The organism is Nostoc favosum CHAB5714 (assembly GCF_020829495.1).
Taxonomy (GTDB): domain Bacteria; phylum Cyanobacteriota; class Cyanobacteriia; order Cyanobacteriales; family Nostocaceae; genus Nostoc; species Nostoc favosum.
The window spans coordinates 134394-161189 of the sequence record NZ_JAIVFQ010000002.1 but is presented as its reverse complement, the minus strand read 5'-3'; the positions used below and the strand labels follow the sequence as shown (position 1 = coordinate 161189).

19 protein-coding genes and 1 tRNA gene are annotated in these 26796 nt (G+C 42.8%); 8 read left to right on the top strand and 12 right to left on the bottom strand.

What is annotated here, in order from left to right:
• Positions 1–258: 258 nt before the first annotated feature.
• The 3 genes from infB (at position 259) to LC586_RS02255 (ending at position 4531) form a co-directional block, all read left to right on the top strand.
• Positions 259–3417 (top strand): translation initiation factor IF-2, encoded by a 3159-nt coding sequence (gene infB, locus LC586_RS02265; protein WP_229482755.1) that lies wholly within the window; start codon positions 259–261, stop codon positions 3415–3417.
• Between the two features lie 104 nt (positions 3418–3521).
• Entirely contained in the window at positions 3522–4142 is a 621-nt protein-coding gene (locus tag LC586_RS02260) for a low-complexity tail membrane protein (RefSeq protein ID WP_229482754.1), read from the top strand.
• Between the two features lie 191 nt (positions 4143–4333).
• Positions 4334–4531: a hypothetical protein gene (locus tag LC586_RS02255; RefSeq protein ID WP_012412012.1), complete on the top strand. Its 198-nt coding sequence runs from the start codon at positions 4334–4336 to the stop codon at positions 4529–4531.
• On the opposite strand, the gene LC586_RS02250 is transcribed toward LC586_RS02255, so the two are convergent.
• A complete protein-coding gene (locus LC586_RS02250; RefSeq protein ID WP_229482753.1) occupies positions 4528–5064 on the bottom strand; it encodes an alpha/beta hydrolase in 537 nt (178 codons plus the stop codon). The two genes, LC586_RS02255 and LC586_RS02250, sit on opposite strands and share 4 nt — an antisense overlap.
• Positions 5065–5900: 836 nt before the next feature.
• Between LC586_RS02250 and LC586_RS02245 the strand changes: the two genes are divergently transcribed.
• Positions 5901–7595, top strand: a complete 1695-nt coding sequence (locus tag LC586_RS02245; protein WP_229482752.1) for a DUF1565 domain-containing protein — start codon at positions 5901–5903, stop codon at positions 7593–7595.
• Between the two features lie 450 nt (positions 7596–8045).
• Here LC586_RS02245 and LC586_RS02240 read toward each other — a convergent pair whose 3' ends face one another.
• Positions 8046–8339: a DUF3493 domain-containing protein gene (locus tag LC586_RS02240; protein ID WP_229482751.1), complete on the bottom strand. Its 294-nt coding sequence runs from the start codon at positions 8337–8339 to the stop codon at positions 8046–8048.
• Between the two features lie 33 nt (positions 8340–8372).
• Here LC586_RS02240 and LC586_RS02235 point away from each other — a divergent pair.
• Positions 8373–8444: transfer RNA gene (locus LC586_RS02235), tRNA-Thr, on the top strand.
• A 392-nt stretch (positions 8445–8836) separates the two neighbouring features.
• Here the strand turns inward: LC586_RS02235 and LC586_RS02230 are convergent.
• The 4 genes from LC586_RS02230 to LC586_RS02215 form a co-directional block, all read right to left on the bottom strand.
• Positions 8837–9880, bottom strand: coding sequence for a M42 family metallopeptidase (locus LC586_RS02230; protein ID WP_229482890.1), 1044 nt, complete (start codon positions 9878–9880; stop codon positions 8837–8839).
• A 13-nt stretch (positions 9881–9893) separates the two neighbouring features.
• Entirely contained in the window at positions 9894–10973 is a 1080-nt protein-coding gene (locus LC586_RS02225; protein WP_229482750.1) for an SGNH/GDSL hydrolase family protein, read from the bottom strand.
• A gap of 320 nt (positions 10974–11293) precedes the next feature.
• Positions 11294–12688, bottom strand: a complete 1395-nt coding sequence (locus tag LC586_RS02220; protein WP_229482749.1) for an S-layer homology domain-containing protein — start codon at positions 12686–12688, stop codon at positions 11294–11296.
• Between the two features lie 889 nt (positions 12689–13577).
• Positions 13578–13784 carry a hypothetical protein gene (locus LC586_RS02215; protein WP_229482748.1) on the bottom strand — a complete coding sequence of 69 codons (207 nt, stop codon included), beginning with the start codon at positions 13782–13784 and terminating at the stop codon, positions 13578–13580.
• A gap of 577 nt (positions 13785–14361) precedes the next feature.
• Here LC586_RS02215 and LC586_RS02210 point away from each other — a divergent pair.
• Complete coding sequence (locus LC586_RS02210; RefSeq protein WP_229482747.1) at positions 14362–15567, top strand: histidine kinase; 1206 nt, start codon at positions 14362–14364, stop codon at positions 15565–15567.
• A gap of 260 nt (positions 15568–15827) precedes the next feature.
• Here the strand turns inward: LC586_RS02210 and LC586_RS02205 are convergent, their stop codons facing one another.
• On the bottom strand, positions 15828–16853 hold the full coding sequence (locus tag LC586_RS02205) for a GGDEF domain-containing response regulator (protein WP_229482746.1): 1026 nt from the start codon (positions 16851–16853) through the stop codon (positions 15828–15830).
• Positions 16841–17041 carry a hypothetical protein gene (locus tag LC586_RS02200; RefSeq protein ID WP_229482745.1) on the bottom strand — a complete coding sequence of 67 codons (201 nt, stop codon included), beginning with the start codon at positions 17039–17041 and terminating at the stop codon, positions 16841–16843. The genes LC586_RS02205 and LC586_RS02200 overlap by 13 nt, the downstream gene beginning before the upstream one ends.
• A gap of 584 nt (positions 17042–17625) precedes the next feature.
• Here LC586_RS02200 and LC586_RS02195 point away from each other — a divergent pair.
• A complete protein-coding gene (locus tag LC586_RS02195) occupies positions 17626–17886 on the top strand; it encodes a CRR7 family NDH-1 assembly protein (RefSeq protein ID WP_229482744.1) in 261 nt (86 codons plus the stop codon).
• Positions 17887–18249: 363 nt separating this feature from the next.
• On the opposite strand, the gene LC586_RS02190 is transcribed toward LC586_RS02195, so the two are convergent.
• The gene (locus LC586_RS02190) at positions 18250–18819 is read right to left on the bottom strand and encodes a DUF2854 domain-containing protein (protein ID WP_229482743.1); all 570 of its coding nucleotides are present in this window, start codon (positions 18817–18819) and stop codon (positions 18250–18252) included.
• Positions 18820–19522: 703 nt separating this feature from the next.
• Between LC586_RS02190 and LC586_RS02185 the strand changes: the two genes are divergently transcribed.
• Positions 19523–19696: a hypothetical protein gene (locus tag LC586_RS02185; RefSeq protein WP_167407612.1), complete on the top strand. Its 174-nt coding sequence runs from the start codon at positions 19523–19525 to the stop codon at positions 19694–19696.
• A gap of 129 nt (positions 19697–19825) precedes the next feature.
• On the opposite strand, the gene LC586_RS02180 is transcribed toward LC586_RS02185, so the two are convergent.
• The 3 genes from LC586_RS02180 to LC586_RS02170 form a co-directional block, all read right to left on the bottom strand.
• On the bottom strand, positions 19826–20242 hold the full coding sequence (locus LC586_RS02180; RefSeq protein ID WP_229482742.1) for a response regulator: 417 nt from the start codon (positions 20240–20242) through the stop codon (positions 19826–19828).
• A gap of 622 nt (positions 20243–20864) precedes the next feature.
• Positions 20865–23045 (bottom strand): polyphosphate kinase 1, encoded by a 2181-nt coding sequence (ppk1, locus tag LC586_RS02175; RefSeq protein ID WP_229482741.1) that lies wholly within the window; start codon positions 23043–23045, stop codon positions 20865–20867.
• A gap of 192 nt (positions 23046–23237) precedes the next feature.
• On the bottom strand, positions 23238–26288 hold the full coding sequence (locus LC586_RS02170; RefSeq protein ID WP_229482740.1) for a carboxypeptidase regulatory-like domain-containing protein: 3051 nt from the start codon (positions 26286–26288) through the stop codon (positions 23238–23240).
• Positions 26289–26796: the final 508 nt, after the last annotated feature.

The window sequence follows — 26796 nt, the reverse complement described above, 5'->3', positions numbered from 1 at the left end:
AAATGGCAACCTGGTAGCGCTCAGGCGCAGTTCGGCGTCAGGGGTTCCTATAAAAATCTTTTATTTAAAAAATTTTTATGGGTGTCCCTCAACCATCATTCCTGGTGGGGATGCCATTATTAAACCGAAACATCTCTCTTTCCTGATTGGAGGCACCGGCAAAAACTGAACGGCAGTCTAAAAACAGTAATCCAAGGATGGAGATGTCGCAAACCAGGCAACCATCCGCTAAAACTGTAAATTAAAGGGGAAGAGTGGATGAACAACGGCAAAGTTAGAATCTATGAATTATCAAAGGAATTGAATTTGGATAACAAAGAGCTACTAGCAATTTGCGACCAGCTCGATATTGCGGTCAAAAGTCATAGCAGCACGATTTCAGAATCCGAGGCAGAAAGCATCCGCACGGCTGCGGAAAAACTCGCAGCGACGAATGTCTCCGCCAAAAAGGAACTACGTACAACCACCCATAAACCAAACTCACCACCAAACGGCGGATCTGCCCGACCTGCTGCACCCCACAAACAGCAAATTTTGGAAATACGCAAACCCAAAATATTGAGAAATACTACCCCCAACGCCCCAGAGGCGTCAGTTGCTACCAATACCCAAGCTGCCTTGTCTGAAGCTAATCCTCCCTCTCCACCACGGCCTTTCGCTACACCAGTCTCACCCATGAAGCCGGCAGCACCAACTCGACCTGTGCCCCGGACTCAATCTGAGACTCAAGAGCAACCTCCTGTTACGGACTTGGAACAAACGCCAAATCCAAATCAGGCGTCGGAAAAAATAGCATCCCAAAAACCAGAAAAAATAGTTCCACCCAGACCGAAAGCGGAAAAACCGATCAAACCGCAACTAGTTGCCCCTCCGGCAAGACCTGCGGCAGAAGAAGCCCAGGTGGCAGATGAGCCAGTATCTCAGGCAGACAAACCGATCCTCAAACGCGACCAACGGCAACGGCCCGTCGAAGGCGATCGCGAACAAATTAAGCCAAGAGTTGCTAAACTGCCAACTGACCAGTCTGTGCAACCTGCACCACAAAGAACAAGTCGTCCTACCCCTCCACCCACCAGACCAGAGCAGAGGGTCAATAGACCATCTGCACCATCACAACTAGGAGAGGGGCAACGACCCAGACCAGCCCGCCCTGGTGAAGCCGTAGCAGCCGCAATGCCGATCGCTACTCCACCCAGGCAGATGTCAGGAATGACGGGCAAATCTCAAGGATTGGGTGATGAGCCAGTCGTAGCACCCGATCTCCTCGATTTGAAACGCCCAAGTCCACCTCGCCCCACCAAAGGCGGCAAAAAGTGGGTAGAAGAGGAAATAATTGACGAAGTTAAAGAGAAGGCTAAAGCTGGCGTTAAAGGCAAGCGGATCAAGCCGATATTGGATGATGAGTTTGAAGAAGATTTGCTAGATGATGACGATCTAGACTCACCAGCCACCGTCCAAGTCAGCCTTTCCATTGCCCGTCCTCCCAAACCCAAAGCGACTCGACCTGTGCAGATGCCAGGTGCAAGCCTTGCTAGCGCCCCAACTGCTAGAGGAAGTAGAAAGCCTGGTTCTAAATCTGGTTCTGGGCGTGACCATCAGAATAACCGTCGCCAACAAGAAGCCGATACAAAGCGCGATCGTCCCGAAAAGGTCGTGATCACAGGCCCGTTGACTGTCCAAGAACTGTCTGACGTTTTAGCCGTTCCCGATACAGAGATTGTGAAAATCCTGTTCCTCAAAGGCATGGCGGTGAGTATCACCCAAAATCTGGATATTCCCACAATTACCCTAGTAGGAAAAGAACTAGAAATAGAAGTCGAAACCGCCGAGCGAGAAGCAGAAGCTCGGAAAATTACGGAAATGGTCGGCGCAGAAGACCTAGAATATCTCCACCGCCGTCCGCCTGTCGTGACAATTATGGGTCACGTAGACCACGGTAAAACAACCCTGCTCGACTCAATCCGCAAAACAAAAGTGGCTGCTGGCGAAGCTGGTGGTATCACTCAACACATTGGCGCATACCATGTGGATGTGGAACATGAGGGCAAACCACAGCAGATAGTCTTCCTGGATACCCCTGGTCACGAAGCCTTTACAGCTATGCGGGCCAGAGGAGCGCGAGTAACAGACATTGCCGTGTTGGTAGTGGCTGCTGATGATGGTGTCCGTCCTCAAACCATTGAAGCCATTAGCCACGCCCAAGCTGCGGGAGTGCCAATTGTTGTTGCAATCAACAAAATTGACAAAGAAGGGGCACAGCCAGAGCGGGTGAAACAAGAACTCACCCAGTATGGTTTGACCTCAGAAGACTGGGGTGGTGAGACAATCATGGTTCCCGTGAGCGCCATCAGAGGTGAAAACCTGGATACGCTCTTAGAGATGATTCTGCTGGTAGCAGAGGTTGGAGAACTATCTGCCAACCCAGATCGTACCGCCAAAGGAACTGTAATTGAAGCACATCTGGATAAAGCCAAGGGAGCAGTTGCTACCCTGCTAATTCAGAATGGCACCCTGCATGTGGGAGATATCTTGGTAGCTGGTTCGGCTTTCGGTAAAGTCCGGGCGATGGTGGATGACAGAGGCAAGAGAGTAGATATTGCTTCTCCTTCCTTTGCTGTCGAGGTACTAGGTTTAAGTGATGTGCCAGCAGCAGGTGACGAGTTCGAGGTCTTCGAGAACGAGAAAGAAGCCAGAACACTTGCTAGCGATCGCGCAGACAGACAACGCCTATCCCGTTTGTTACAGGGTCGTGTTACCCTTACAACCTTATCGGCTCAAGCACAAGAAGGCGAGTTGAAAGAACTCAACTTGATCTTGAAGGGAGACGTACAAGGTTCCGTAGAAGCGATTGTGGGAGCGCTCAAGCAAATCCCGCAAAACGAAGTCCAAATTCGGATGCTGTTGGCTACTGCTGGGGAAATCACCGAGACAGATATCGACTTAGCAGCTGCCAGTAACGCTGTAATTATTGGCTTCAACACCACCTTCGCTAGTGGCGCTAGACAAGCCGCCGATGAAGCGGGTGTAGATGTTCGTGAATACAACGTAATCTACAAACTCCTAGAAGATATCCAAGATGCCTTGGAAGGTCTTTTGGAACCAGAGTTGGTGGAAGAACCCTTGGGTCAAACCGAAGTCCGTGCCGTCTTCCCAGTCGGTCGCGGTGCTGTTGCCGGTTGCTACGTTCAATCTGGCAAGCTAGTTCGCAACTGTAAAGTCAGGGTGCGACGCGGCGGTAAGGTGATCTTTGAAGGCGTCCTTGACTCCCTAAAACGGATGAAAGAAGATACCCGTGAGGTCAACGCCGGTTATGAATGCGGTGTCGGCATGGATAAATTCAATGATTGGGTTGAAGGTGACATCATCGAAGCCTATCAGATGGTTACGAAGCGCCGCACTCTCACCTTAACAAGGTAGTGTTGAGGGTAAAATGGTTAGAAGTTAGGAGTGATAAATTAGGACTTAGGAGTTAAAGACTGCTAATTCCTAACTCCTAACTCTTAACTCATAACTTTTTATATATGCATTCATTTCGCTCTGAACCTATTTTGTGGATTCACGTCGCTGGATTAGCGACGTTGCCTGTTTTTTTAGTCCTCTGCTTATTTTTCCTGTCTGTAGGCGAGCCGTTTTTACCAGTGTGGATGGAGCTATTTTTAGTTGCTGCCATTGGTATTCTCCCTTTGCTATGGATGCAATTGCGTCGCCCTTTTTATATATTTGCTCTTTTAGGAATAGCCCTAAAGCCAGAAAATCTGACCGAGCGGCAGCGAAAAATCCTCTGTTTAATTAATACAAAGTTAAATCGTATCCTGGCATTAGTAGCAGCAGTATTGTCGGTTTGGGTGCTGTGGCAGCTTTACCAAATTGCCCCATTAGTAGCAAATTCAGCTAAATTTCTCCCACAATGGCGTAGCGTTGCACTATTGTTTGCGGGTTTAGCATTTTTGGGCAGCAATCTATTTTTACAAATACCTGTGAGTGTAATGCGAGTTTTAGTGACTAATGACACAGAATTCGCTGGCATAGAGCCATTATCTTTAGAAAAGATTAAGCAGGATTTTACAATTTTAGGAGTACGGGTTAATCAAATCGTGCCCCGGTTGTTGGAATCTTTGTTTAGGATTAATACAGATTCGTAGCAGCCCGTAAAGTATATTATTTCACTTTAAAGGGCTATAAATAAGTAGCAGAGGAGCAGGGGGAGCAGGGGGAGCAGGGGGAGCAGACGAGAATAACCAATGCCCAATGCCCAATGCCCCATGCCCCATTCCCCATGCCCAATGCCCCATGCCCAATTACCGTTGAAGTTAAAATAAAGGAATGAGAAACTATGGCTCAAATTCCAGCTTCTAGCGATCGCCAATTTTCTGCTGATACTGAAATTTGGTATAGCCTCAAATGTGCGATCTCCACTAGTTCCGGTTTTCAACGTTGGCAACTAGAACGCGATGCTCAATTACACGGGATTCGCTTGGAACAGCAGGTACAACGGTATTTAAGGGAAACTTTAGAAACTTTAGCTTACTAAACACCAAATAAATCTTGTAGGCTTGTTTGCAAGCGGCGGAGTTGACGGTATGCACCCTCCAAGCGTTTTCCATCAACTTCCACTTCATTTGTGGGATAATTCTTAATAATTTCGATTAGCGACACCTGCCCGTCTTGACTCGCAGAAAGTACCAAAGCAGCTCGCAAAGCCTGCCGATCTGCTCTGCGAGACGGTGTATAAATAACTTGACTAATTTGATCCAAAATAATATTACCAATCCGGCTATTCAGCACTCTATCTAAAAATACAAGGTTTACCTTCACCGGCTCTGTCAAATACTGACGGATGGCTTTGGGATCTTGTCGCGCCAAAGCAAAATTAACTCGTAGTGAACGTGAAAGTTCACCTGTTTGGGCAAAGGTAGATAGCTCCTCCACTGAAAGTGATTCACGGAAGATACCATAGTTTAGCACCACTCGTTCCGCAGCAAAGACAGGCGGGGACAAAAGTAAAAGGCAGGTACTACCTACTAAAACTAAAGCGCGACGCAGCCCCAAAAATTTAAAACGCATTTCTCCCGATTCCCAATAGGTTTGCTTTTGCTGTAATGATATTCCAGCACAATGAGTTGCGGCATCTGGCTTTAGGGAATACTAAAAAATAAATAATTTCAGTAGGCAGGATGAGCACTTAGAGGATGTTTAAAAAGTCCTCTTGTCGGTATCAAAAGTTCTAGATCCCTCTAATTTGGGGGACTTTGATTCCGGTTCACCCCTTTTTAAGGCTAGGGTGTACACACAAGTGCTGTCCACACAGGTTTCAACTCTTTTAGCACATTTTGTCAGAGTTAAACTGTCACACTCACCGACATCCCGCCCAGAACTAAAGTTCAGCGGCTCATAGCTGAAGTCCACGCTTTGTGGACTGAACAATCAATTTAGTCCACAAAGCGTGGACTTTAACTATGAGACTCGGAATGAATTCCGAGGCGGGATAGAAACGCAGTGCGAGATTTTTTAATAAAGATATGACTGCGACAAGACTTGTGTGTACACCGTAGCCTTTTTAAGGGGGGTTAGGGGGGATTTAAAAGTGCCTAAAGTTACAGCTAAAAACTTTTCAAACAACCTCTTAAACAAACATCTTTTTTTCTCTGACTCTGTGTTCTCTGTGCCTCTGTGGTTCGTTCTTTTACCTTTCAAAGTTTTCTTGACAGAGTACTAGTAGAATTTTATGAATAAAATAATATAACTAATGTATAAGTTCTGTGATCTATCTAAGGAATTTAGCTGAATCAGTGCTAATCATCCAGTATAGTTTTGCATGGGTTTTACAGCAGCTACAAGGCTGCTTCCTACCTTTAACCTTGTTCGACACACCGTAATTCAGCACATCACAGACGGAAAAAATGAAATACCGGGGTTTTCACATTTCTCTAGCGGAGATTTTTCGCCTTCTTTCTAGCAGTCATCTCAGATATACTTTACGCGTGGGAGCCGGACTAACGGCAATGCTTGTTGTCTCTAGTGGGTCAATACTACTACCTGACGAGGTTAATGCTGGTGCTACTCATCCTGAAGGTATCGCCCCAACTCTCACAGCGCAAGCTCCTGCAACTGCCGCAGTGATTTACGTTAACCCAGCAACTGGTGCAGATAGTGCTGGTGCTGGTGCAACCTCAGCTGCACCTTACAAAAGCATAAGTTTTGCTCTAAGTCAAGCCCAAGCAGGTGCAGTTATTCAATTAGCACCTGGGAACTATAACCAGGAAAGTGGCGAAACCTTCCCGCTCTTGCTGAAACCAGGGGTGACACTGCGGGGTGATGAAGCTACTAAAGGTCAAGGGATATTGATTACAGGTGGAGGTTTCTACACTAGTCGCACCTTTGCCAGACAGGACATTACCATCCTTGCCGAACGAGATACCACGATCGCTGGTGTCACCGTCACCAACCCAAATAGCCGGGGTACGGCTGTGTGGGTGGAGTCAACTAATCCCATTATCAAAAACAGTACTTTTACTAACAGTGTCAGAGAGGGTGTTTTTGTTACGGGTACAGGCAATCCCACTATTGAAAGTAACCTCTTTGTGCAAAACAAAGGGAATGGGATTTCAGTTGTTAGAGCTGCTCAAGGAGAAATTCGGAATAACTTATTTCAGGATACTGGTTTTGGTCTAGCGATCGGTGGCACTTCCACACCCCAAATTGTGGAAAATCAAATTATCCAAAACCAAGACGGTCTTTATATCTCCGAATCAGCAAAGCCCGTATTGCGTAAGAATGTCATTCAGAACAATAAGCGGGATGGTGTAGTAGCAACCGTCAATGCTCTACCCGACCTTGGTACCAACGAAAATCCTGGTGGCAACCTTATTCGCAATAACACTCGTTATGATGTGAACAACGCCACAAAAACCAGTCAAATTGTCGCTGTTGGCAACGATATCGATCAGAAAAAGATTTTCGGCTCAGTAAATTTCGTTGCTGCAACTGTTGACGTACCGCCTGGAGGGCCTGTCGCCTTTAAAGATGTGCCAGCAAATTACTGGGCAAAAACCTACATCGAAGCTTTAGCCTCCCAAAATATTATTGCTGGCTTTCCTGATGGCAGCTTTAAACCCAATGATCCTGTAACCCGCGCTCAATTCGCCACTATTGTCACTAAAGCCCTAACACCAGCAACCAAACGCACTGCAATTAAATTTAAGGATGTAGCAAGCAATTTCTGGGCTTACGCTGCAATTCAATCTGCTTACCAAAGTGAATTTGTTTCTGGTTATCCCGATGGAACTTTTAAGCCACAGCAGCAAATTCCCAGAGTGCAGGCGTTAGTCGCTTTAGCTAATGGTTTGGGGTTAACTGCGAATGATCAGAGTGTCCTTTCCTTTTACACCGATGCTGCCCAGATTCCTAATTATGCGATCGCTCCTGTTGCTGCGGCAACTGCACGGCAACTAGTGATCAACTATCCCACCGCGAAGCAACTCAATCCTAATCGTGAAGCGACTAGAGCCGAAGTTGCTGCCTTTGTTTACCAAGCACTTGTCAATGCTGGACGTGCCCAACCAATTCCTTCATCCTATTTGGTAACAGTTCAGTAAATGCCTAGTACCTCTGTGCGTAATTCGTAATTCGTAATTCGTAATTCGTAATTCGCAAGGATTCTAGATATTTGAAAGGAGTGGTTTATTTCCGCCGTGCTGTACTAGTTAGCAAATTGAAGCACCAGACTGATAATTTGTTAGTCTGGCGCTTCCAATATCGTGAGTTTTATTAATTTTAGGGGTTTTTAAACATAAAATTTGGGGTCTTTAAATATAGCTGACCCCATTGGAATGTGATTGGTTTTATGGTCAGGGTCTTTATATTGGCTGACCCCGTTTCAACGATTTCTAGTTTCTCAGAAATTTTTGCTTTTTGAGATTTCCTAATAATTTTTTTATTTTTTCTCTTTTGATATTTTTATCTTCATCAAAGCATTAATAAATTTGAAGAATATAAAGATATATAAAAGGAAAGCAATAAAAAATTAACAACTAAAATTTCTCCCTTCAGGGATTAGGATTTTTACCCGATTGGGGGCGTCGTTGCCGACGCTGCTCCCAGCGCCAGAGGAAGACCATTAGGGCAACAATTCCTACTTGGAGAGCTAAACTTGGCATTGCACTCTCAACATTGCGTCCGGCAAGCACTTGGAAGAAAAAGACGAATGCACCGAGTGAGCCAGAAGCACCGAAAGCGATGTAGAAAAATTGTCGTAAGCCGCGATAAGGAGCGGCTATTTCTGCTTTGAGGCTGGCGTATTGTTCAGGGTTAAGGCGATTTTTGCGATTTTGATCTCCCATGATTAAATCATGTTATACTCTTAGATTGTGTACGCCGATGTGGCTCAGTGGTAGAGCAGCTGATTCGTAATCAGCAGGCCGTGGGTTCAAATCCCATCATCGGCTTTGGTGAAAGTATTACTCAATAGTCAAGTTTGACATAAATCAAGCATTTAGCAAAATGCTTGTAAAACAGAGGGGTCTTAAACCCTTTAATTTAAGATAAATATGAATCCAACCACGCTTACAGCATTAAGGATTGCACATAGACGAATGCAATCCCTGATTGAAGAGTAAAACAGAACCTTGATGCGACAAGCTTACGAGTCTAGTAAGCGCTGCCAAGTTTTGATTAGTGAGTTACTAAGGCGGCAAAGTCAAAGCTAAGAACAACCTTTCTTTACGTTTTCAAAAGCGTTGTGTTTGCAGCATAACGCTTTTATTTTGCCACAAAAAGTTGATTCACTACCCAAAGTAAGTAATCAACATCATTTCACTCAGGTGAAAGCCTAGAATTATCACTCAAACTCAGTTTCGCAGAAAGCTTTTAACAAATCGATACAATTAGCGATCGCTCCTAAATGAGCAATTTCATACCCATGTGTATTTTGTGTGGGAAATGCCAAACAAGCAGCACGCCCAACATGGCCAAATTTCATGGCAATTGAAGCATCACTACCAAACCCACTCAGAGTTGTTAACTGCACTGGCATATCGAGTTGCTTGGCACTGTGGCGCAGTTGTCGATTTAGCCCCTCATCATATATTCCATAAGCATCTTGAGATAAAATTACAGGGCTTTCCCCATCTTTAACAGGATATTCCTCAGATAATGGACAAATTTCTAAAGCAATTAAAGCATCCAAAGGCTGATTTTGGGTGAAAAATAGCGCCCCAATTGCTCCCACTTCTTCTTTTGCTGACGCCACCAGATAAACATCAACAACTGGCTGTTTCAGGTTTTCAGCCAAAGCTAGCAGAATCGCAACAGAGGCTTTGTTATCCAAAGTGTAACCAGCAATATGATCCTTTAACCGAATTGGATGCTTGCGATGCTTGCCAATTACCATTCTAGTTCCAGGTCGAATGCCAGCTGCTTCTAATTCAGCCGTAGTGAGCTTCGTTTCAATCCAGGCATTTTCCCACTTAACAGTAGTATCTTCCTGCTGCACTTTCTGGGGCGATTCGTGAGAAACATGGCGGGAACCAAAGCTGAGAATACCGCTAATGGTTTCGTTATCTCCGAGTAAATCGACAACGCCTTCGCCGTAAACCCAGGGAAAAGAACCGCCGAGTTTGCGGACTTCCACACGACCTTCATCAGCGAGACTCTTGACAATCGCGCCAATTTCGTCTTTGTGTGCGGTGATGGCAATCGCTCGGTCTGGACTTTTCCCTGGAATCTTGGCAATAATATTATCGGCGCGATCGCACCAGACTTCCACACCCAGCGCCGCAAATCGTTGCATCAACAACTGGTTAATCTCAGCTTCTGCACCACTAGGAGAATGGTGCATGATTAATTCTTCAATAATTTGAAATAAGCGATCGTAATCCCACATCAATACAGTTAGTTTAGTTTTCAACTGTTGTATGAGACAATTGTGCATCAATAACCCGACCTGCTGATACAAGTGCTGACCTTTTTTGTTGACGCTTCAGCACTCCTACCGCACCAAAAGCACCAAGGGCTAAAATTCCCAAGTTTATCGCAGGTTCCGGGACAGACTTAGCCTCAATCGCTGCCAGTGCAGTATCTGCTACTAACTTATGAACGCCTGTTGTTGGATGCACAGAGTCAAAGAACAAATAATCGTTTGGTTGAGGGCATACACTGATGATTGTCTGGGAATTCCCTACTACGCAAGGGTTAGCCACATCTTGAAACCCAAATTTCCCTGAATTTGCTTGTATTTGATTAAATAGGGAAAACACATCCACAGAAATCAGATTCAAGTCCGAGTTATTGCTAAATTTGCCTAATTCCTCTGCTAATCTCTTGTTATGATCATTTGTCAAACCAGTCAAGTTGCTAGATAGACCTGTAGCGAATGCAAATGGAATCTTGCCCAAATCAGGTAAGTTAAAGACTAAAATATTTTTTGCGCCAGATGAGGCAAGTAACCGTACTGCATCTGATAAATTCTGGACTGTTTGAGCTGCATTGGTAGCTTGACCAAACACATAATCATTTGCACCTCCCCATACAGCATAAAGAGCATTCGGATCAAGCTTCTGATTGTCTTGTATAATCGGTTGCGTCAACAAGCCGACTTGCTCTAGTACTCCCGGTAAAGGCGCACTAGGAACAACAGCATTACCCTGACCAGAACTAGCACCGCCCACAGCAAAATTAATACCTTGATTGGGAATAGTAGTATTTAAAGTAATGTATGGAGAGGGTTTTAATCCTAGTTGATCTCCCAGGTAGTCTACCCACACCTGATCATTAGAAAAACGCCCTTGAAAGTAGGGTGGATCTTGAGGAATGGCTGTTGTCGGAGCGACTAAACCATTAGTAGCAGTGAAAACATTTCCAGTATCAGAAAGACTGTCGCCAAATACATAAAATTTGGTAAAACTCGCAGCACTCGCTTTGAGCGGCAACATGAAAGATAGGAGAACAAATCCTACTGCTACAGCTTGTTTTTTCATCTTCGTTTTACCTGTGGTATTTTTAATTTGTTTAATAGTAATGAAAGGGTGATAGTCTGACAACTTGTTTTTTGACTTACTTCAAAACTAAGTACGCCTATTGAGTTAATTTACATTGTTTTACTTAACTATTCCTCAAAAATTTATTAAACACAGGTAAAAACGCTGAAAATAGTTAGATTTACATTTTCTTGATAAAAAATAGCTATATTACAAATAAATGGCAAAATTTACATGCTAAAGCCTGGAAATTGCCCACTTTTATGCGTTAGCGACGGACTAACCGCAACATAATGGTCTAGCTCATCGTAGGCATCGCTTTAACTTCGCTTTAATTTCAAAGCCTCAGTAGCCGACACACCCTCACCCTGACTGCCGAAATACCACAAAGCTGTAGCAGCCTCAGCACGAGTTACTGGTTTTTTGGGTTGAAACAGAGTCGTATAACCAAACACCCGCCGAATATTCGATTGTTCGCCATTTTGGTAATCAGCCAACACTGCTCTTAAAGCCTTTGGGTCAATTCGCGCCGCGTCTTGGAAACCCCAGGTTTGTTTGATCGCATCTAAGTTAGCAGAGGGTAAAGCTTGGCGAGTATCTAGAGGTAATTTCCATAGCAGCAACTGTTCCCGCGTTAGGGGTGCATCAGGACGAAACAAAACTACTGTAGAATCTCCAGACAAAGGACTGGGAATTAACCCAGCTTCGGCTAATCCTTGAATTGCTGGAAAATCAGGATCTTTTGCGGACACATCACTAAAAACTGGTTGAGTAGTTTCTGATGCCAAGCGAATTTGTTTAGCTGGATTGCTGGCATACATAGCATTGTTAGCAGCAATTAGCCAACGAGCATATTCCCGATGTGTAACGATTTTACCGGGTTCAAACTGGTTAGTTGTGGTAGTAGAGTTACTCTTGGTTGCTTCTGGTTCTATAGACAAAACACCTAATGCAGCCAAATCTTGGATGTGTTGCCGCCATTCTTGCGGTGCCTTATTCAGATCGTTGAATTCCTGAGATTCGGCTGTGGCTGTAGGAGTTGTTTGGTTATTAGCTGTGCTTGGTGGCTGTGCTGCCAAGTTTGCGGGTGATACCGGGCCAATAAACTGGGAATCTCCTGGTTGAGGAACGGCGTTAGTAGTTTCGTTAGGACTTGTAGTCGGGGTAGGTTGTGCCGTTGCAGTACTATTTGGTACGTACTCAATCAGTAATTCAGTGGCTGTTTGGGGTTGATTAGGTGTGGCGTTAGTAACTGATTTAGGCTGAATGGAAACCTTCAACAGCAAATCGTTACGACGTGCCTCAAAAGCACCTCCTGCATCATCTGTTGGCTGTTGCAAAATCTGCCAGTTATTTGTTTGAAACTGGCTACTATAAAAGCTAGCAATAAAGTTGCTGGGGTCAGAACTCAACCAACGAGTTGAGACTCTGTTTTCTGAGCCGCTAGCAGGTGTAACTTCCTGTAGTTTGGCATTGGAATATAGGGGGATATCTTTAGGGAAATCAGGTGGTAACTGAACTGTTGATTCGTTTTGCTGTGCTTGCGGTTGGTTACTCTGAGATTCTCCAAAGACAACTGGATTGCTTTGCAGCTTCGGATCTGCCGCCAAAGATTCCTCAAGGTTTTTGGCGACTGGACTGTTAGCACAGGCTGTTAACGAAGTCAGTAGAACAGCCCAAATTAGAAATACAGCTGGACGTTTACAGGGAAGCACAGGAAATCACAAATTGAGTTTCAATTCCTACCCTAGCGCAGACTGTTCATTAAATGGGAATGGGGAATGGGGAATGGGTCATGGGGCATTGGGTACTTGTACTGAGGGTTGCCGGAGTATTGGGCATTCTCCCTCTGCTTCCCCTGCAACGCCAGCTCCCTCTGCTTTTCTAACTCTTAATATCACCAAAAGACACTACAGACTCACGGCGTCTTCTTCGTAAATGTCTCTGTTGGTGAAGATGATATCTCTAAAAATGAGTAAACGGTAGCAAAAAGCTACCGTATTGTCTTTGTTTTACAGCCATTAGGTTTTGATAATTCCCATGCTTATTTATAGAGTTCCCTAAAATTCTGGCAAACTAACATTTTTGGGAAAAAAACAGAAATAAACCTGAAATACTTGCTAGATAAGAGTTTTGTGATTTGGATGCTCTAAGCTCACAGGTATTATGACAGGTTAAGGGACTGTGCTTAGATGAGAGCTAGAGCCACCCACTACTAACTGATCAAAATTAATGTGGCAGACTACTAGATTGAGAATCAAATTTTTAGATAGTTCTGGAAATATTCAATCGGCACCGATAACTGATTGTTAACTCACCAAAGAAGAGTGTAGCTAGCAAAAGCTTTAATCTTCTTCAAGATGCACTAGTTGTAATGCGATGCCTACGGCGGTCACTGAGCGCAGCCGAAGTGCGGGCAAAACCTACGCCAAGCAACTGAAGTGATAGACTAGGACTAAAGCCCCCTTTAGCCTCATCCAAGGAGGGGAATAGATAAAGAACGCTAACGCTTGCTTACAATCGATTCTGGAAATTATTCATCTGACGATGGTAAGCTGAATAAGGCAATAGGTGGAAATGCCACTATTAAGCAATTCCAGGAACTTAGCGTAAGTTGTGGTTCTTGGGGGCGGGGTGATAGGCAAAGCAGTCAAGTGTCGCAGCAGTTTCCCTAGTATCTCTAAATTGATTTTCTGGGGTAAGTGTTACTTGTGCTATAGTCAAGAGTTTCTTGGCAGCCTCGAAAGCAGTGAGTGCTTTCTCTAAAAGGGCGTAGTTTACCGCCGTAGGCATCGCCTCTATGTTATCCAAAGTTTTCTCTTTGGCAATCCATCCCCTGTTCTTCTGGTATAGGGTAGGGGTTATTTTAGGAAGGCTGGGCAGAGGGTGCGCTTCGCAAGTTATAGAGACAGTACATAGTTAGCTGTGACTGTTTTCCCAATCATTACTAGGATTGGGTAGAGGCAAAAAAGACACTTCATCGGATGCACTGGCGGTTGAGAAAGCCCTCTACAAACTTGGTCTGAACAGTTAACAACTTCCTGATAGATTAGATACAATTAGCATCTGCGTTTGCTTCGGTGATCACTTGTTCAAAGCAAGTACTCGAATTGACATAGTGTTAAACCTTTCACCTGCTAGCTCTGGCGAAAATTTTTGCTTCAAGGCAAATTAAGACTTATATTCAAGGATAAGGGTGTTTCTTGGAGATAAAGTTAACCAAAACAGGGCAAAAGGCTGAAAAAGATATGTCTGATGTCAAAAACGCAGAACTGATAAGAGTATTAAGAATCTAAAATAGATAGATATTAAATTGAAGAAAAAACAACGACCATCGACAACCGTCAGTCTATTTTACTTTCTGTAAAGCGTCGCCGGGTTGTTACCAGTGCTGAAACACGATTACATGCAAGTTTCCCAGGATCAGCCTATTTATTCTGAGGCTCCACTCCAGCTGCTACTGTTTATCGATGGACGACCCAAGTCCCGACAACAAGTGCAGCGAATCCGTGCTTACTTAAAAGAATTGCAGGCTGAGTATAGTTTTGAACTTGAAACTATCGATGTTGGACAACAACCTTACTTAGCAGAACACTTTAAATTGATAGCAACGCCAGCTTTAATCAAAATCCATCCGGAACCACGACAGGTTTTGGCTGGGAGTAATATCATAGCGCAATTGAAAAACTGGTGGCCTCGCTGGCAAGCTGCTGTAGACACCTTCTTAAAAGTACAGGAAGACTTACAAGAACGTATAGACGACAATGGTAGGGCGACATCACCCAAATCCACTATTCGTTCAGTTGCTGTTTCTGCGGAACTAATTCGACTCTCAGACGAAATTTTTCGCTTGAAACAGGAAAAAGATAATCTCCAAGAGCAGCTACAGTTTAAAGATCGGGTGATTGCTATGCTGGCGCACGATCTTCGCAATCCGCTAACTGCTGCCGCGATCGCCATCGAAACTCTCCAATCTAATTACAATTTAGAGACGGGGCAATTTCAGCGCCTCAAGCCATCCATGACGGCGCATTTATTAAAACAAGCCCGCAATCAAACTAAGGTCATTGACCGGATGATTGCTGACCTTTTACAGGTAGGTCGTGGCAAAGATACAGAGTTACCTATTCTACCACAAAAGGTACAGCTAGGTAAACTCTGCTTAGATGTACTAGAAGAATTGTGCGATCGCTACACCGCCAAATCCCAAGAGGTAGAAACAGATATTCCTAATGACCTGCCTTATGTATATGCAGACCCAGAACGCATCCGCCAAGTGCTGGTGAATCTGTTGGATAATGCTATCAAATATACCCCAGAAGGTGGCAAGATTAGCGTTGCCGGATTGCATCGCACTACCCAAAAAGTTCAGTTTAGTATCGGCGATACTGGGCCTGGGATTCCTGTAGAAAATCGCGATCGCATCTTTGAAAATCACTTCCGCCTGCAACGGGATGAAGGTACAGAAGGTTATGGGATTGGTCTTTGTTTATGTCAACGCATCATCCTGGCACATTATGGTCAAATTTGGGTAGACTCTGCTCCCAATAACGGAGCATCGTTCCACTTCACACTACCAGTTTATCCTTCTTAGAGATTGGTCAGCCCCTTTGGGGAAGTCAAAAATCAAAAGTCAAAAGTCAAAAATTTACCAAGCCCATACTTCGGCTACGCTCAGTAACCATAAATAAATTTATTTGCCTGAGTCAACTGACGTAGTATTTCTTGCACTACGTGTCTCGAAATACATTTTTTTATTTTCCATAAATAAATTTACTTGCTCTGTACCTTTTTATTTCTGGTCATTCACTAATGACTAATGACTAATGACTAATGACTAATGACAACTAACAACTAACAACTTGAGATAAAGCGATCGCGTCCCCCGGCCTTTGCTTGGTAGAGTGCTTTATCTGCCCGCACAATCAAATCTGAAGGTGAGGATTCCCAAGTGGGGACAACAGTAGCTACGCCCATACTTAGCGTGACATGCTGACTCACCGCAGAGCCATCGTGAACAATTTGCAAATCTTTGATTCCCTCTTGTATCGCTGCGGCAACGTGAACTGCGCCAGATGCAGGAGTGTATGGCATAATCACAGCAAATTCTTCTCCACCATAACGCGCTACTAAATCCTGATGTTTTTGCGCCTTGAGGCTTAATACAGCACCCACCTTTTGTAAACAGACATCCCCAGCAGGATGACCATATTTATCGTTATAAAATTTAAAATAGTCAATATCACACAAAATCATTGACAGGGGAGATTCCTCTTGTGCCAGATTAATCCACTGAGTATTGAGATAATCGTCAAAACGGCGACGATTTGCCAACTCAGTTAAGCCATCTACATTGGCGAGGTGGTGCAAAGCTTGGTTTGCTGCCTCTAACTGTTTGTATACTTGCGCTTGCTGTAGCAGGTGACGCAATCGCTGGCGCAATACAGGCCAGTGAATTGGCTTAGTGACATAATCAGTCGCCCCTGCTTCAAAAGCACGGTCTACGGATTCTTCATCATCCAAGCATGTAATCATCAATATGGGAGTGCGCTCCCATATCTTGGAGATCATCGTATTATTAAGGCCGGAGTCAGTATCAAAGGTTGCAAGGGCTGAGATTAAATTATTCCTGGCAATCTGGAGCAAGTGCTTACAGCAGGTAAAACCATCCATTACAGGCATTACAGCATCTAGCAAAACTATATCCGGTTTGATAGTCTCGTAAGCATCTAAACATTGCTTACCATCATTAACGTCAACCACTCGATAACCTTCTTGTTCCATAGCTTTACGTAACAATACTCGGATGGTCTTGTCATCATCAGCTACTAGAATCAGTGGTGGTTGCTTAGAAACAGAAAATGGAGTTATGCCTGACATGAGTTGCCTTCCACTTGCAGAACTATCCTGAAAAAGGCTATACAACTCAATCGCATGGGGGCGATCGCTCTTTTCATCAATGCCAGGATTTGCGGCAAAGGTGTGTCTGGCTTCACAATCAACTGTTTTTTGACAATAGAGGCTCTTGTGTTACTGAGCCAAGCAAGCGGTAGATAACTAAGTTGCATAGACAATCTATAATTGGAACACGAAGGCAATTTTTACCTTTTTGTTCGCCTATGGTTAGGCGAGGAAATGTTACTTTTATATTTCCCCATTGTTAAAGTAAAATTGCGATTTTTTTAAAAATTGCAAATGCAGACCTTACTTATTTAGTTGTGTAGTTAGCTTAGAAACCTAACGATACAGGGCAAAGCAAAAATCACAAGTGCGCTCAGAAGATAGTTAAAACTAAATATTAATATTACTTGAATCAAATTTATTCTATTCGGCAAGGATTACGCAGGTCTAGTATAATTACATAGAATATAAATGTACCTTGGTAGAAAGCTTTATTGTCGACTCACTCTGCGTTAATAAAATAATTAAAAATTATTATTTAATTCCGATATATTTTAGCTAAATTAAAAATTATAGTTATTTCTTATATAAAGATAGCGATTTACTAGCTAATATTCTATAAAGTTAGATATGCTAAATTAAGACTTATTGAAAAACTAAATTTGACAGTTACTTCAGAATTAACATATAAAACTGCCATCTTTATTTCATCCAAAAATCAAATTCTATTTACATTCACTAAATCTTTCAAATGCCAGACTCATTAATGTATCAGCAAGATCACTTTGTTGTTCTAGAAACAAATCAACCAGAACAATTTCTGACACAATCAGAGTTATTAGAAAAGCTCAAAAAAACTCTCCAACAACTCATAATTCAAGATTTGCCGCCTGATTTGCAAAAGTTTGATACTACGGAAGCTCAAGCACAATATTTACTTGACACCACCTGCGAATTAGATATTGCTCCTGGGCAATATTTGCAGTGGTATGCAGTTCGTTTAGAAAAGTAACTTTTTGGTTAGCGGTAAAGAAGAAAAAAGTCAATTAAGAAGTAGCATAACAGACAGCAGATTTGTAGGTTGGGTTGAACTTAAGTGTTACCCAACAAAGCCCTGAAAATGTTGGGTCTTGTTCCTCAACCCAACATACATTGGAGTTATATTTTAGGCTTAACCTACGCAGTATTGGAAGCAGGGTGAGAGAAGAGTTACTCAACAATACCCTCTTTCTTCCCCTGCCTCCCTTGCTCCCCCTGCTTATCTGAACCGTATTGGCAGACCCCAACTTCTTTGATAAGTAAGGGATATGCTCGTTTGATTCAGAATTGCTACATAAAAGAATCGAGTTTGGGTAACGATAATTTTTGTTCTTGACTATTGACTAGTGACTAGTGACTCTTTTTGAGTATTGATCAGTGCTAGCTCAATTGTATTTTCAGATGGCTGCGTTATTTCAACCTTCAATCCAGGACCAAAATAGTTGGTCATTTTTTCCTGCTTTGTTTGCCAGACATCAATTGGTATTAGCGGTGAATCAAATTCTAAAATTAGGGCATAGCTGCCATTAACTTCTGTTTCTCGCAAGCCTGTTACTGTTGGTCGTTCCTGGTCTGAGGGACTCAAACCCAGAAAAGAAAGTGTTGTATCTAGATGAGCATCTTGACCGTAACAATATCGGGTGATGTCTTTGCGAATTTTATTTTGAGTATCAGTTGCTTGCTGTTCCCGCAATATCAATGCTGACGGTGACGTAGTTTGGGTAAAGGGTACTGGCTTGAGTTCATTAGCTTTCAGCGCCAACCCTCCCAACAATAGAGGAATCCCGTAAAAAAATCCGACAAGATTTAATGTGGCATTATCAGCACCATAGGCGACGAAACCCATGATGGTTAATATGCCGCCGATAGTTAAACCGAGTGTTCCCAAAGAAATTTGGCGTAGCATGAGCTTAAATTAGTATAAAGTATGAATACCTCAGTTTTATTATCATCGGCTATGAATAACTAATTAGGGAAGAACATCGTTCCTAGATAGTAATATTCAACCAACTCAAAATTGCTAGGTTAAGACTGACACCCTAAGAAGTCAAGAGGTTCTGCCTTCCTTATATAGCGGTTCCCATTCACATGCGATACAACATTACATCACGAGGTGTAGGGGCACGGCAGTGCCCATTGGTGTCAACTTAACGTGAAACCCAAGCGTATTGCGTTATACCAAGTCCACTCAATTACTAATTATGCCCTCGCAACCCCACCCCGCTTTTGTCTAGCGACAAAATCTCCCCTCCCCGTTCACGGGGAGGGGATTAAGGAGTGGGGTAAAATGACTATGGAATGAAGCTCTCTGACTTAAGTTGACAGCAATGGGCACTGCCGTGCCCCTATGGGTGTACCTTATGTAAACGAGAACCGCTATACAAAAATTTCCCTAGACACCGGGACACGAAGAGTGCGCTGTAGTCGGGTTTACCGTCCCTCTTTTCTGGCGTCCCCGCCCCTAAAGCACACAAGAGTATGAAAACTAAAAAGTTTTCATACTCTTGCTGGTGAGCTTTCTGTTCTAATATTTGTAAGGACATATAGTGCCCCAGAATGTTGGATTTTGAGTTAACTTTAAATTTAAAGGTAGTTATAGGAAAAAAATAATGGATATACAGACTATAAAAGAACGAATTGTCGCAGTTCAAAGCAAACGTGAGTACCTATTAGGGCTACTAGAGCAACCAAATTTGGGAACTTTGAGAGTTGATGTAAACCAGGCGTTGGAAGAACTGGATGAATTAATTGATGAATTTAGACGTACCATTCCGGTAGAGTAGAAATTATCAAAAATTGCGTCGGTTTAACCCTCAACTTCAGGTTATACCGACGCTCCTCAGTAGTATCATGTCCTTAAATCCCCAGAATTGAACTAACTGTGAGTTGGCGAAGCAACATAGCTGTATCATTTATCCTGAAACTGAACCATCTCCTGCACGCTGACCTAACTGCCTAACTAAGGCAATAAGTTCCTTTGTAGGTACATCTTTCTTGCAAACGTCATCAAAGCTAGACATTGCCTTTGTCCCCTGAAAATTTACGTCTTCCACTGAGGAGTAAGCAAGAATCTGGGTGTTCGGAGATATAGCTTTAATGTGACTAGACGCACTCCAACCATCCATGACTGGCATTTGTAAATCTAGAACAATTACGTCAGGATGGCAACTTTTAACCATTTCTATAGCTTCTTCACCATTACTGGCTAAACCTACTACTTGAATATTTTCCTGGCAAGAAAAAACTAATTGTAAGGTTAAACGAGTCAGTTCGTGGTCATCAACTACTAGAACACGCAAGGTAGAAAGCTCACAGGATAACATTAACATTGAGGGGAAAGACGAAATTATTTCAGAACAACCTCTCTAGTCTATGGGAACAAATGCCAGCACTAACTCTATCCTATGGTTGAATAACTTGTGTGAACCCATGACAAACAACTTAGATAACTTCCAATACTGCTCGGTTAAGAATATTTATAGGTTGGGTTGGGGCAATGTGTTACCCAACAAACCCCGCTCTTAGGTTGGGTTTCGTTCCTTAACCCAACCTACGCATTTTTCTTTTTTAGGCAAAACCTACGCAGTATTGAGATAACTTCTCAAAAAAGTCAGGTTTTCTAAGTAAACTAAGTTGAGCTAGTTGTCAAGGTATAAGTAACTTATCAAAACAGAATTCAGGAGTCAGGAGCCAGAATTCTGTTGGGTATTTTGTGCGATGGTTACTGAGCCTGTCGTTCGCGCAGCGTCTCGTAGAGAAGTACTGGCGGATGAATCAAAGAGCATTAAGACCCCCACTAAATCGAACGCGAGTGCGTCTCTGAAAGAGAAGATTTAGTGGTCAACAAGACAGTGGCGGGTCTGAATCTGCTACGAAAAGTGATTCTGACCGGAGCTTTCGGAGCCTCCGGTTCCGCTGCTAAATTCTGACTTCTGAATTCTTCTTCAATTTTTAATCAATCAGGTTTGAGGCTACACCACTTGAGCGTAATGCCATATTCATGAGAATTTTTTGTGAATTAGCTTCTGGAGAATCATCATAGGGACGCCGTTGAATGTAAGTGCCATCAGCTTGTAATTCCCAAGCTTGGCGATTATCTGCGAGCATAATTCCCATAATTTCTTGCAAATCTTTGGCAATATCTGGGTCTTTGACTGGGGTAATTACTTCCACTCGGCGATCTAAATTGCGGCGCATCCAGTCGGCACTGCCGATATAGATTTCCTCTTGTGTATTGTTATGAAAATAATAAATCCGAGAGTGTTCTAAAAAACGACCGACAATGCTGATTATGCGAATATTTTCACTAATGTCTTTGAGTCCTGGACGCAAACAGCAAACGCCCCTGATAATTAAGTCGATTTGCACTCCGGCGCGGGAGGCTTCATATAAAGTAGCGATAATTTGCGGATCGACTAGGGAATTCATTTTGGCAACAATGCGTCCAGAAAATCCATTTTGAACATTTTCGATTTCGCGGTGAATTAGTGCCAAAAAGCGATCGCGCATATTCACAGGCGCAACTAGCAACTCTCGATAAGATTTTTGCAGGGAGTAGCCTGTCAAAAAATTAAATAAATCTGTGATGTCAGCACCTAATTCTTCACGGCAACTGAACAATCCCAAATCTGTATACAGTCGTGCCGTTTTGGGGTTATAGTTACCAGTGCCAATATGCACGTAGCGACGTATCCGGTCTTTTTCCCGCCGTACTACCATGACGGTTTTACTATGGGTTTTTAGCCCGACTAAACCATAGACGACATGAACCCCGACTCTTTCTAGTCTTTTTGCCCAGTAAATATTATTCTCCTCATCAAATCGCGCCTTTAATTCCACCAGCACGGATACCTGCTTGCCATTTTCGGCGGCGGCAATTAAGGCGTTGACGATGGGCGAGTCGCCAGAAGTCCGGTAAAGGGTCATCTTGATGGCTAACACATTTGGATCGTAGGCGGCATGGGTAATAAAGCGCACCACTGTAGCCGAAAAGGATTGATAGGGATGGTGTACTAGTAAATCCTTTTCCCGAATCACAGCAAAAAAGTCTTTTCCTTCGTCCGTCTCCAGCCCATCTGGGTCTAAACTCGGTTCTCTCAGCCTTTGCAAGCGTAATGGTACAACAGATTGGCGTGGTGGATCTTTGAGTTCCGGCAATGGCAAGGACATAAAATACATCAAATCCCGCAACCCCAAAAGACCGTCTACTTCGTAGAGATCGCTTTCTGTTAATTCCAAATCATGCAATAATCGCGATCGCACTATTTCAGGAGTCTGGGATTGAATTTCTAGCCGAACTGGACTTCCACCCAAGCGCCGTTTTCGCAATTCCTGTTCGATCGCTAACAATAAGTCATCTGCTTCATCTTCTTCTAAGACCAAATCGGCATCACGAGTAATGCGAAACGGATGATATTCTTGAATGTTCATCCCTGGAAATAGAGATTCCAAGTTATGAGCGATCGCTTGTTCTAAAGGTACACCAGTCCAGTGTGCAGGTTTGTCGTTGTTCTGATCTCCCAACTCAGGCGGTATCGGTAAAAATCGGGGGAGAACACTGGGGACTTTGACTCTGGCAAAGAATTCTTCTTCGGTGTCTGGGTTTTTGACCACAACAGCCAGATTCAGACTGAGATTAGAAATAAAAGGAAAGGGATGACTAGGATCAACAGCCAGGGGAGTCAAAACTGGAAAGACTTGTTCCTCAAAATAACTGTTGAGATGAGTCCGCTGTTTTTGATTCAAATCTATGTAATCCAGAATATGGATGCCATGATTTACTAGTAGAGGACGAAGTACTTGCTCAAAATGTTGATGCTCTTTCTTTACAAGAGGAGTGAGGGTAGACCTAATATCGTCTAACTGTTGTTGTGGTGTCCGACCATCAGGAGTCAACAGGGTAACTTTCGCTTCTACTTGTTGCTTTAAACCAGCAACGCGCACCATGAAAAACTCATCTAAATTAGAGTTGAAGATTCCCAAAAACTTTAGGCGTTCCAGAAGGGGCGTGCGATCGTCACAGGCTTCATGTAATACCCTGCCATTAAATTCTAGCCAGCTTAACTCTCGGTTAAGATAATATTGTGGATCGTTTAAATTGATGGGGGTAGCGCTTTTTTTAGATTTTGCCATAATGACTTAAAGGCAGGCAGATATAGCCCATTTAACTGGGGGATACTAAACATAGTAAGTTAAATGGTGCATAGAGGCGAAGCAGCTTTTCGAGAAGGAGTAATTTCTTGCTTGCCTATTCCAAAGCAAAAGTGGAGAAGGGTTGTTCACAAAGTTAGAAAAGGTTATTAGCAAGTCAAAGGAAAGGGAACTTCATTTTTCCTTCGTTTTCTTCGTTGCTGTGGCAAATGGCAATTGCAGATTTTGGTCGTAGATAAACTCTTTGTTAATTGCTACTTCTCGTGTGGGAAAAGTTTCGGTACTGGTCATGCCATCTTGGTTAGGAACTCGCAATGTGTACTTACCAATGGGAATTCCATCCAGACGATAAAGACCAAATTCGTCAGTCACGGCTGATAAGACGTGTGTACCACCAGCATTGACTAGTTCCACTTGCACTTGTGGCATTGGCTTACCTGCCACATCAGTGATGCGTCCTGCTAGTCCGTATTCTAATCTTGTGGTGAAATCTAAACGAGTCACAGCTGACGCGGCTACTTCTGCTACTATGCTGGTTTTGACGGTAGCAAGTTCTATAGGCAACCTATCTGGATCAAGTTCAACAATGTAGATACCTTCTGGGAGGTTGCCAATAAAGAATTTGCCAGAGGAGTCAGTTTTAGCTGTGCTAACTCTGTTGTTGCGACTATCTACGACGCGGATATTTGCCCCACCTAAGTCAAAGTCTTTCTTTCCTCCTTCTACTACAATTTGCCCACCGATCGCACCTTTTTCCTGTCCCAAACCAGAAGACCTAGCTGGAATAACACTACCCCCGGCAAAAGATAAATCTGACACTAGTAAAACAGTCAGGCGATCGTCCCCGAATCCACCCAAAAGGTTTCTACTTCTGGAAGGAATGCCTTGATATTCCACCCTGGCAAATAAGCCTGGTAGCACCTGCATACTAGCACCAACAACTGGACCGACATCGCCATTGCTGTAAGCAAGTCCTGCTCTCCAACTCAAGCCGTTGAGGTTGGGAGAATTATAATTTAGAGTCGTAGAGTAACGACTTGCTAAATCGCCACCAAATTCAGTACCGAAAGATAACTGATATTGTCGGTTTAAATTATAGGTAAAATCTGAAGTGTATACATTACCAAAAGTATTTAAACTAAGTCTAGTTGAGCTATTTGGGTAATAGAAAGCAGTGAATAAATATCGCCCATCTAAATCGGGTCTACCCGCTAAAGATAAGGTTTTAAAAGGATTTAGAAAAAAAGTAGGTGAAATATAACTAGCGCCTGTAGATTCGTCTTGGCGGCTACGGGCAATAAATCCTAAGGAAAAATTATTACTGAAACGATATTTTGTTTCCAAGCTATGGTTGAAGCGATCGCGCAATTGATTAGTTGAGTTATATTCATTAGGAAACGATTGCGAATTACCGATAACTTCCAACCGACCCAAATTTAGGCTTAAATCGGTTGTATAACCAAGTTGGCCACGTGATGTACCGATACTACTAGCGAGAATAAATGGATTTGCCAGTCGCCAAATGAAGCCGGCTTGTGTCTGTACAATTCCGGGAATAGCTTGCACAGAACCTTCAAAAGTTAGATTGTCTGAAAGTCCTTGGCGCAATTGATAAAATCCAACCAGCTTACCTGATTCGGAACCGTAATCTCCAAAAAAGGAATCCTGTGCTAGATTGCCGCTTAATCCCAAGCCACCTAACTGCACATTGCCACCTGCTGGAAGCAACAAATCAGAAACATTGATATTCAAAGAGCGAATTTCAATAGGTACACTCAGATTGTTGCGATCGTAGACCAACAGTTCAATTTCATTGGTATTACTATTAGGTAAATTTACATCAATAAACTCATATCTACCATTGAGTCCAACCTGTTGTTGTGCAAATACAATTCCCCCTATTCTTAGCTGCACAAAACTTGCTGGTGGTACTTGACCTTGAAATGTTTGTAAAGGTCTACCTCGTCTGGGTAAAAGTTCAGATGCACCGTACTGTTGTGAAAACCTATCGGCAGCTAAATTGCTATAACCAAGTTGTACTCCCGTCAGATTCATGCCGTTCAGTAAAGGATGCAAACCAACTTGTTGCCTACCGATTTGATAGCGAAATTGATTGGTACGTTTATAGAAAAAGTATTCAGAAACATCAGGTTGATTGACAAAAGTATTATTCAAACGTGCCCGCCAACTGCCTCCTGCTAGCCGCCCCCCTAAAAGAGTCGCACTACGTACCCGTGTGTCTCCAGAATCGTTGGTAATTTGTACTTCTTGCCTTAAATTGGAAAAGGCACTGAGAGGAGGTATAACTTCAGGTTGTAATTCAGATATTGGCTGTGGAGAGTTCCCACTATCACGTCGCCAAGGCAAATTAACACTCAAAGCTAAATTAGCAGCATCAAACTCTATCAAAGTAGATAATTTTTCTTTGAGTAATGCCTGACTAATATATGTTATTCCATCAATTTGTTTCAGGTTAATCGCTGCTAAATTAACAACTCCCAAAGGAGTTTTTATTTGGGTTTTATCATCAATATTTTCAACACTGAAACTAGCGATTTCTGCAAATTCTTGGAGGGGAACTAAAATAGTATTAGTATCCATGCGAAGCTCTAAACTACCAACTTCTCTATTGTTGATAATCACCCCAACCAAAAATTTTCCATTTGTTGCCTTGATATTTTGAGTAATAGTACTTGTTCCTGTATCTACAGGTGTAGAAGTACCCCTCAGTTTATCTACTACGTTAATCTCATTAGTAGACTTTGTCTTTGTATTAGTAGCTTTTGGAGTGCTATCTGTAGTATTAGTAGGATTTTCTTTGCCATTTTTTGCATCTGGGGGAGTATTGGCAATCAGCTTAATTGCTGAATTAGGAACTGTTGATGAAAGTGGCAAAGCTACTTTAATAGTTTGATTAGTCGAAATATTAGGTACAGAACTTGGAGTTTTGGTAGGAATGTTAATGGTTGCTGTTGAGTTGCCATTTTTTGCTTCTGGGGGACTATTGGCAATCAGTTTAATTGCCAAATTATAAACTTTTGATGACAGTGGTAAAGCTACTTTAATAGTTTGATTAGTCGAAATAGTAGGTACAGAAGCTGGAGTTTTGGTGGGAATATTAATCGTTACTGTTGAATGAACAGACTGGATATTATCAACTGTATAATCTAAATATTGTATTTTTAATGCTGTAGCATTACTACTTTTTTCAGAGGCAGGTATCATGCGTTTTTTTTGCCTAAGCAAACTCATTATTTTCTCATTTACATGCTTGCCATTAATACTATCTGACTGGTTTATTTTAATAACAATTGCAGGTGGTGTAGGTGGTAAAATAAGATGCAGCATATCTTAGTTAAGCACAAAAACTATATTGAATTTGGGAAGGTAATTAAGCAAAAGTTGATAACTAAAAAAGCAAGAAAGAGGATGTTTTAAAAGTATTGTTTGAAGATAGCTACTACACAAGCGTTCACGTAGGGAAGTCAACCTCCGTGGAATAATACAAAGTCAAGGACTTATTAAGCCAGTAAGGTTAGGTTAATATAGCGTTTCTCATCTGTATTAAATACACTCTGACTTCTCTCCTATAAGAACTGATTCGTAAAGAAAATTTTAAGGATATCCAATTGATTGCTGGGCATTACTTTCAGAGAATAAACGCTTGATTGGCTCAAATTCCTGAAACCCTTACGAATCAAAGACTTTACTCTAGTTTACAAATTAACTCTAA

Excerpts from the sequence above, each read along its gene's own strand:
- infB (WP_229482755.1), top strand. The coding sequence starts at position 259 with ATGAACAACGGCAAAGTTAGAATCTATGAATTATCAAAGGAATTGAAT.
- LC586_RS02260 (WP_229482754.1), top strand. The coding sequence starts at position 3,522 with ATGCATTCATTTCGCTCTGAACCTATTTTGTGGATTCACGTCGCTGGA.
- LC586_RS02255 (WP_012412012.1), top strand. The coding sequence starts at position 4,334 with ATGGCTCAAATTCCAGCTTCTAGCGATCGCCAATTTTCTGCTGATACT.
- LC586_RS02250 (WP_229482753.1), bottom strand. The coding sequence starts at position 5,064 with ATGCGTTTTAAATTTTTGGGGCTGCGTCGCGCTTTAGTTTTAGTAGGT.
- LC586_RS02245 (WP_229482752.1), top strand. The coding sequence starts at position 5,901 with ATGAAATACCGGGGTTTTCACATTTCTCTAGCGGAGATTTTTCGCCTT.
- LC586_RS02240 (WP_229482751.1), bottom strand. The coding sequence starts at position 8,339 with ATGGGAGATCAAAATCGCAAAAATCGCCTTAACCCTGAACAATACGCC.
- LC586_RS02230 (WP_229482890.1), bottom strand. The coding sequence starts at position 9,880 with ATGTGGGATTACGATCGCTTATTTCAAATTATTGAAGAATTAATCATG.
- LC586_RS02225 (WP_229482750.1), bottom strand. The coding sequence starts at position 10,973 with ATGAAAAAACAAGCTGTAGCAGTAGGATTTGTTCTCCTATCTTTCATG.
- LC586_RS02205 (WP_229482746.1), bottom strand. The coding sequence starts at position 16,853 with ATGTCAGGCATAACTCCATTTTCTGTTTCTAAGCAACCACCACTGATT.
- LC586_RS02200 (WP_229482745.1), bottom strand. The coding sequence starts at position 17,041 with ATGCAACTTAGTTATCTACCGCTTGCTTGGCTCAGTAACACAAGAGCC.
- LC586_RS02195 (WP_229482744.1), top strand. The coding sequence starts at position 17,626 with ATGCCAGACTCATTAATGTATCAGCAAGATCACTTTGTTGTTCTAGAA.
- LC586_RS02190 (WP_229482743.1), bottom strand. The coding sequence starts at position 18,819 with ATGCTACGCCAAATTTCTTTGGGAACACTCGGTTTAACTATCGGCGGC.
- LC586_RS02185 (WP_167407612.1), top strand. The coding sequence starts at position 19,523 with ATGGATATACAGACTATAAAAGAACGAATTGTCGCAGTTCAAAGCAAA.
- LC586_RS02180 (WP_229482742.1), bottom strand. The coding sequence starts at position 20,242 with ATGTTAATGTTATCCTGTGAGCTTTCTACCTTGCGTGTTCTAGTAGTT.
- ppk1 (WP_229482741.1), bottom strand. The coding sequence starts at position 23,045 with ATGGCAAAATCTAAAAAAAGCGCTACCCCCATCAATTTAAACGATCCA.
- LC586_RS02170 (WP_229482740.1), bottom strand. The coding sequence starts at position 26,288 with ATGATACCTGCCTCTGAAAAAAGTAGTAATGCTACAGCATTAAAAATA.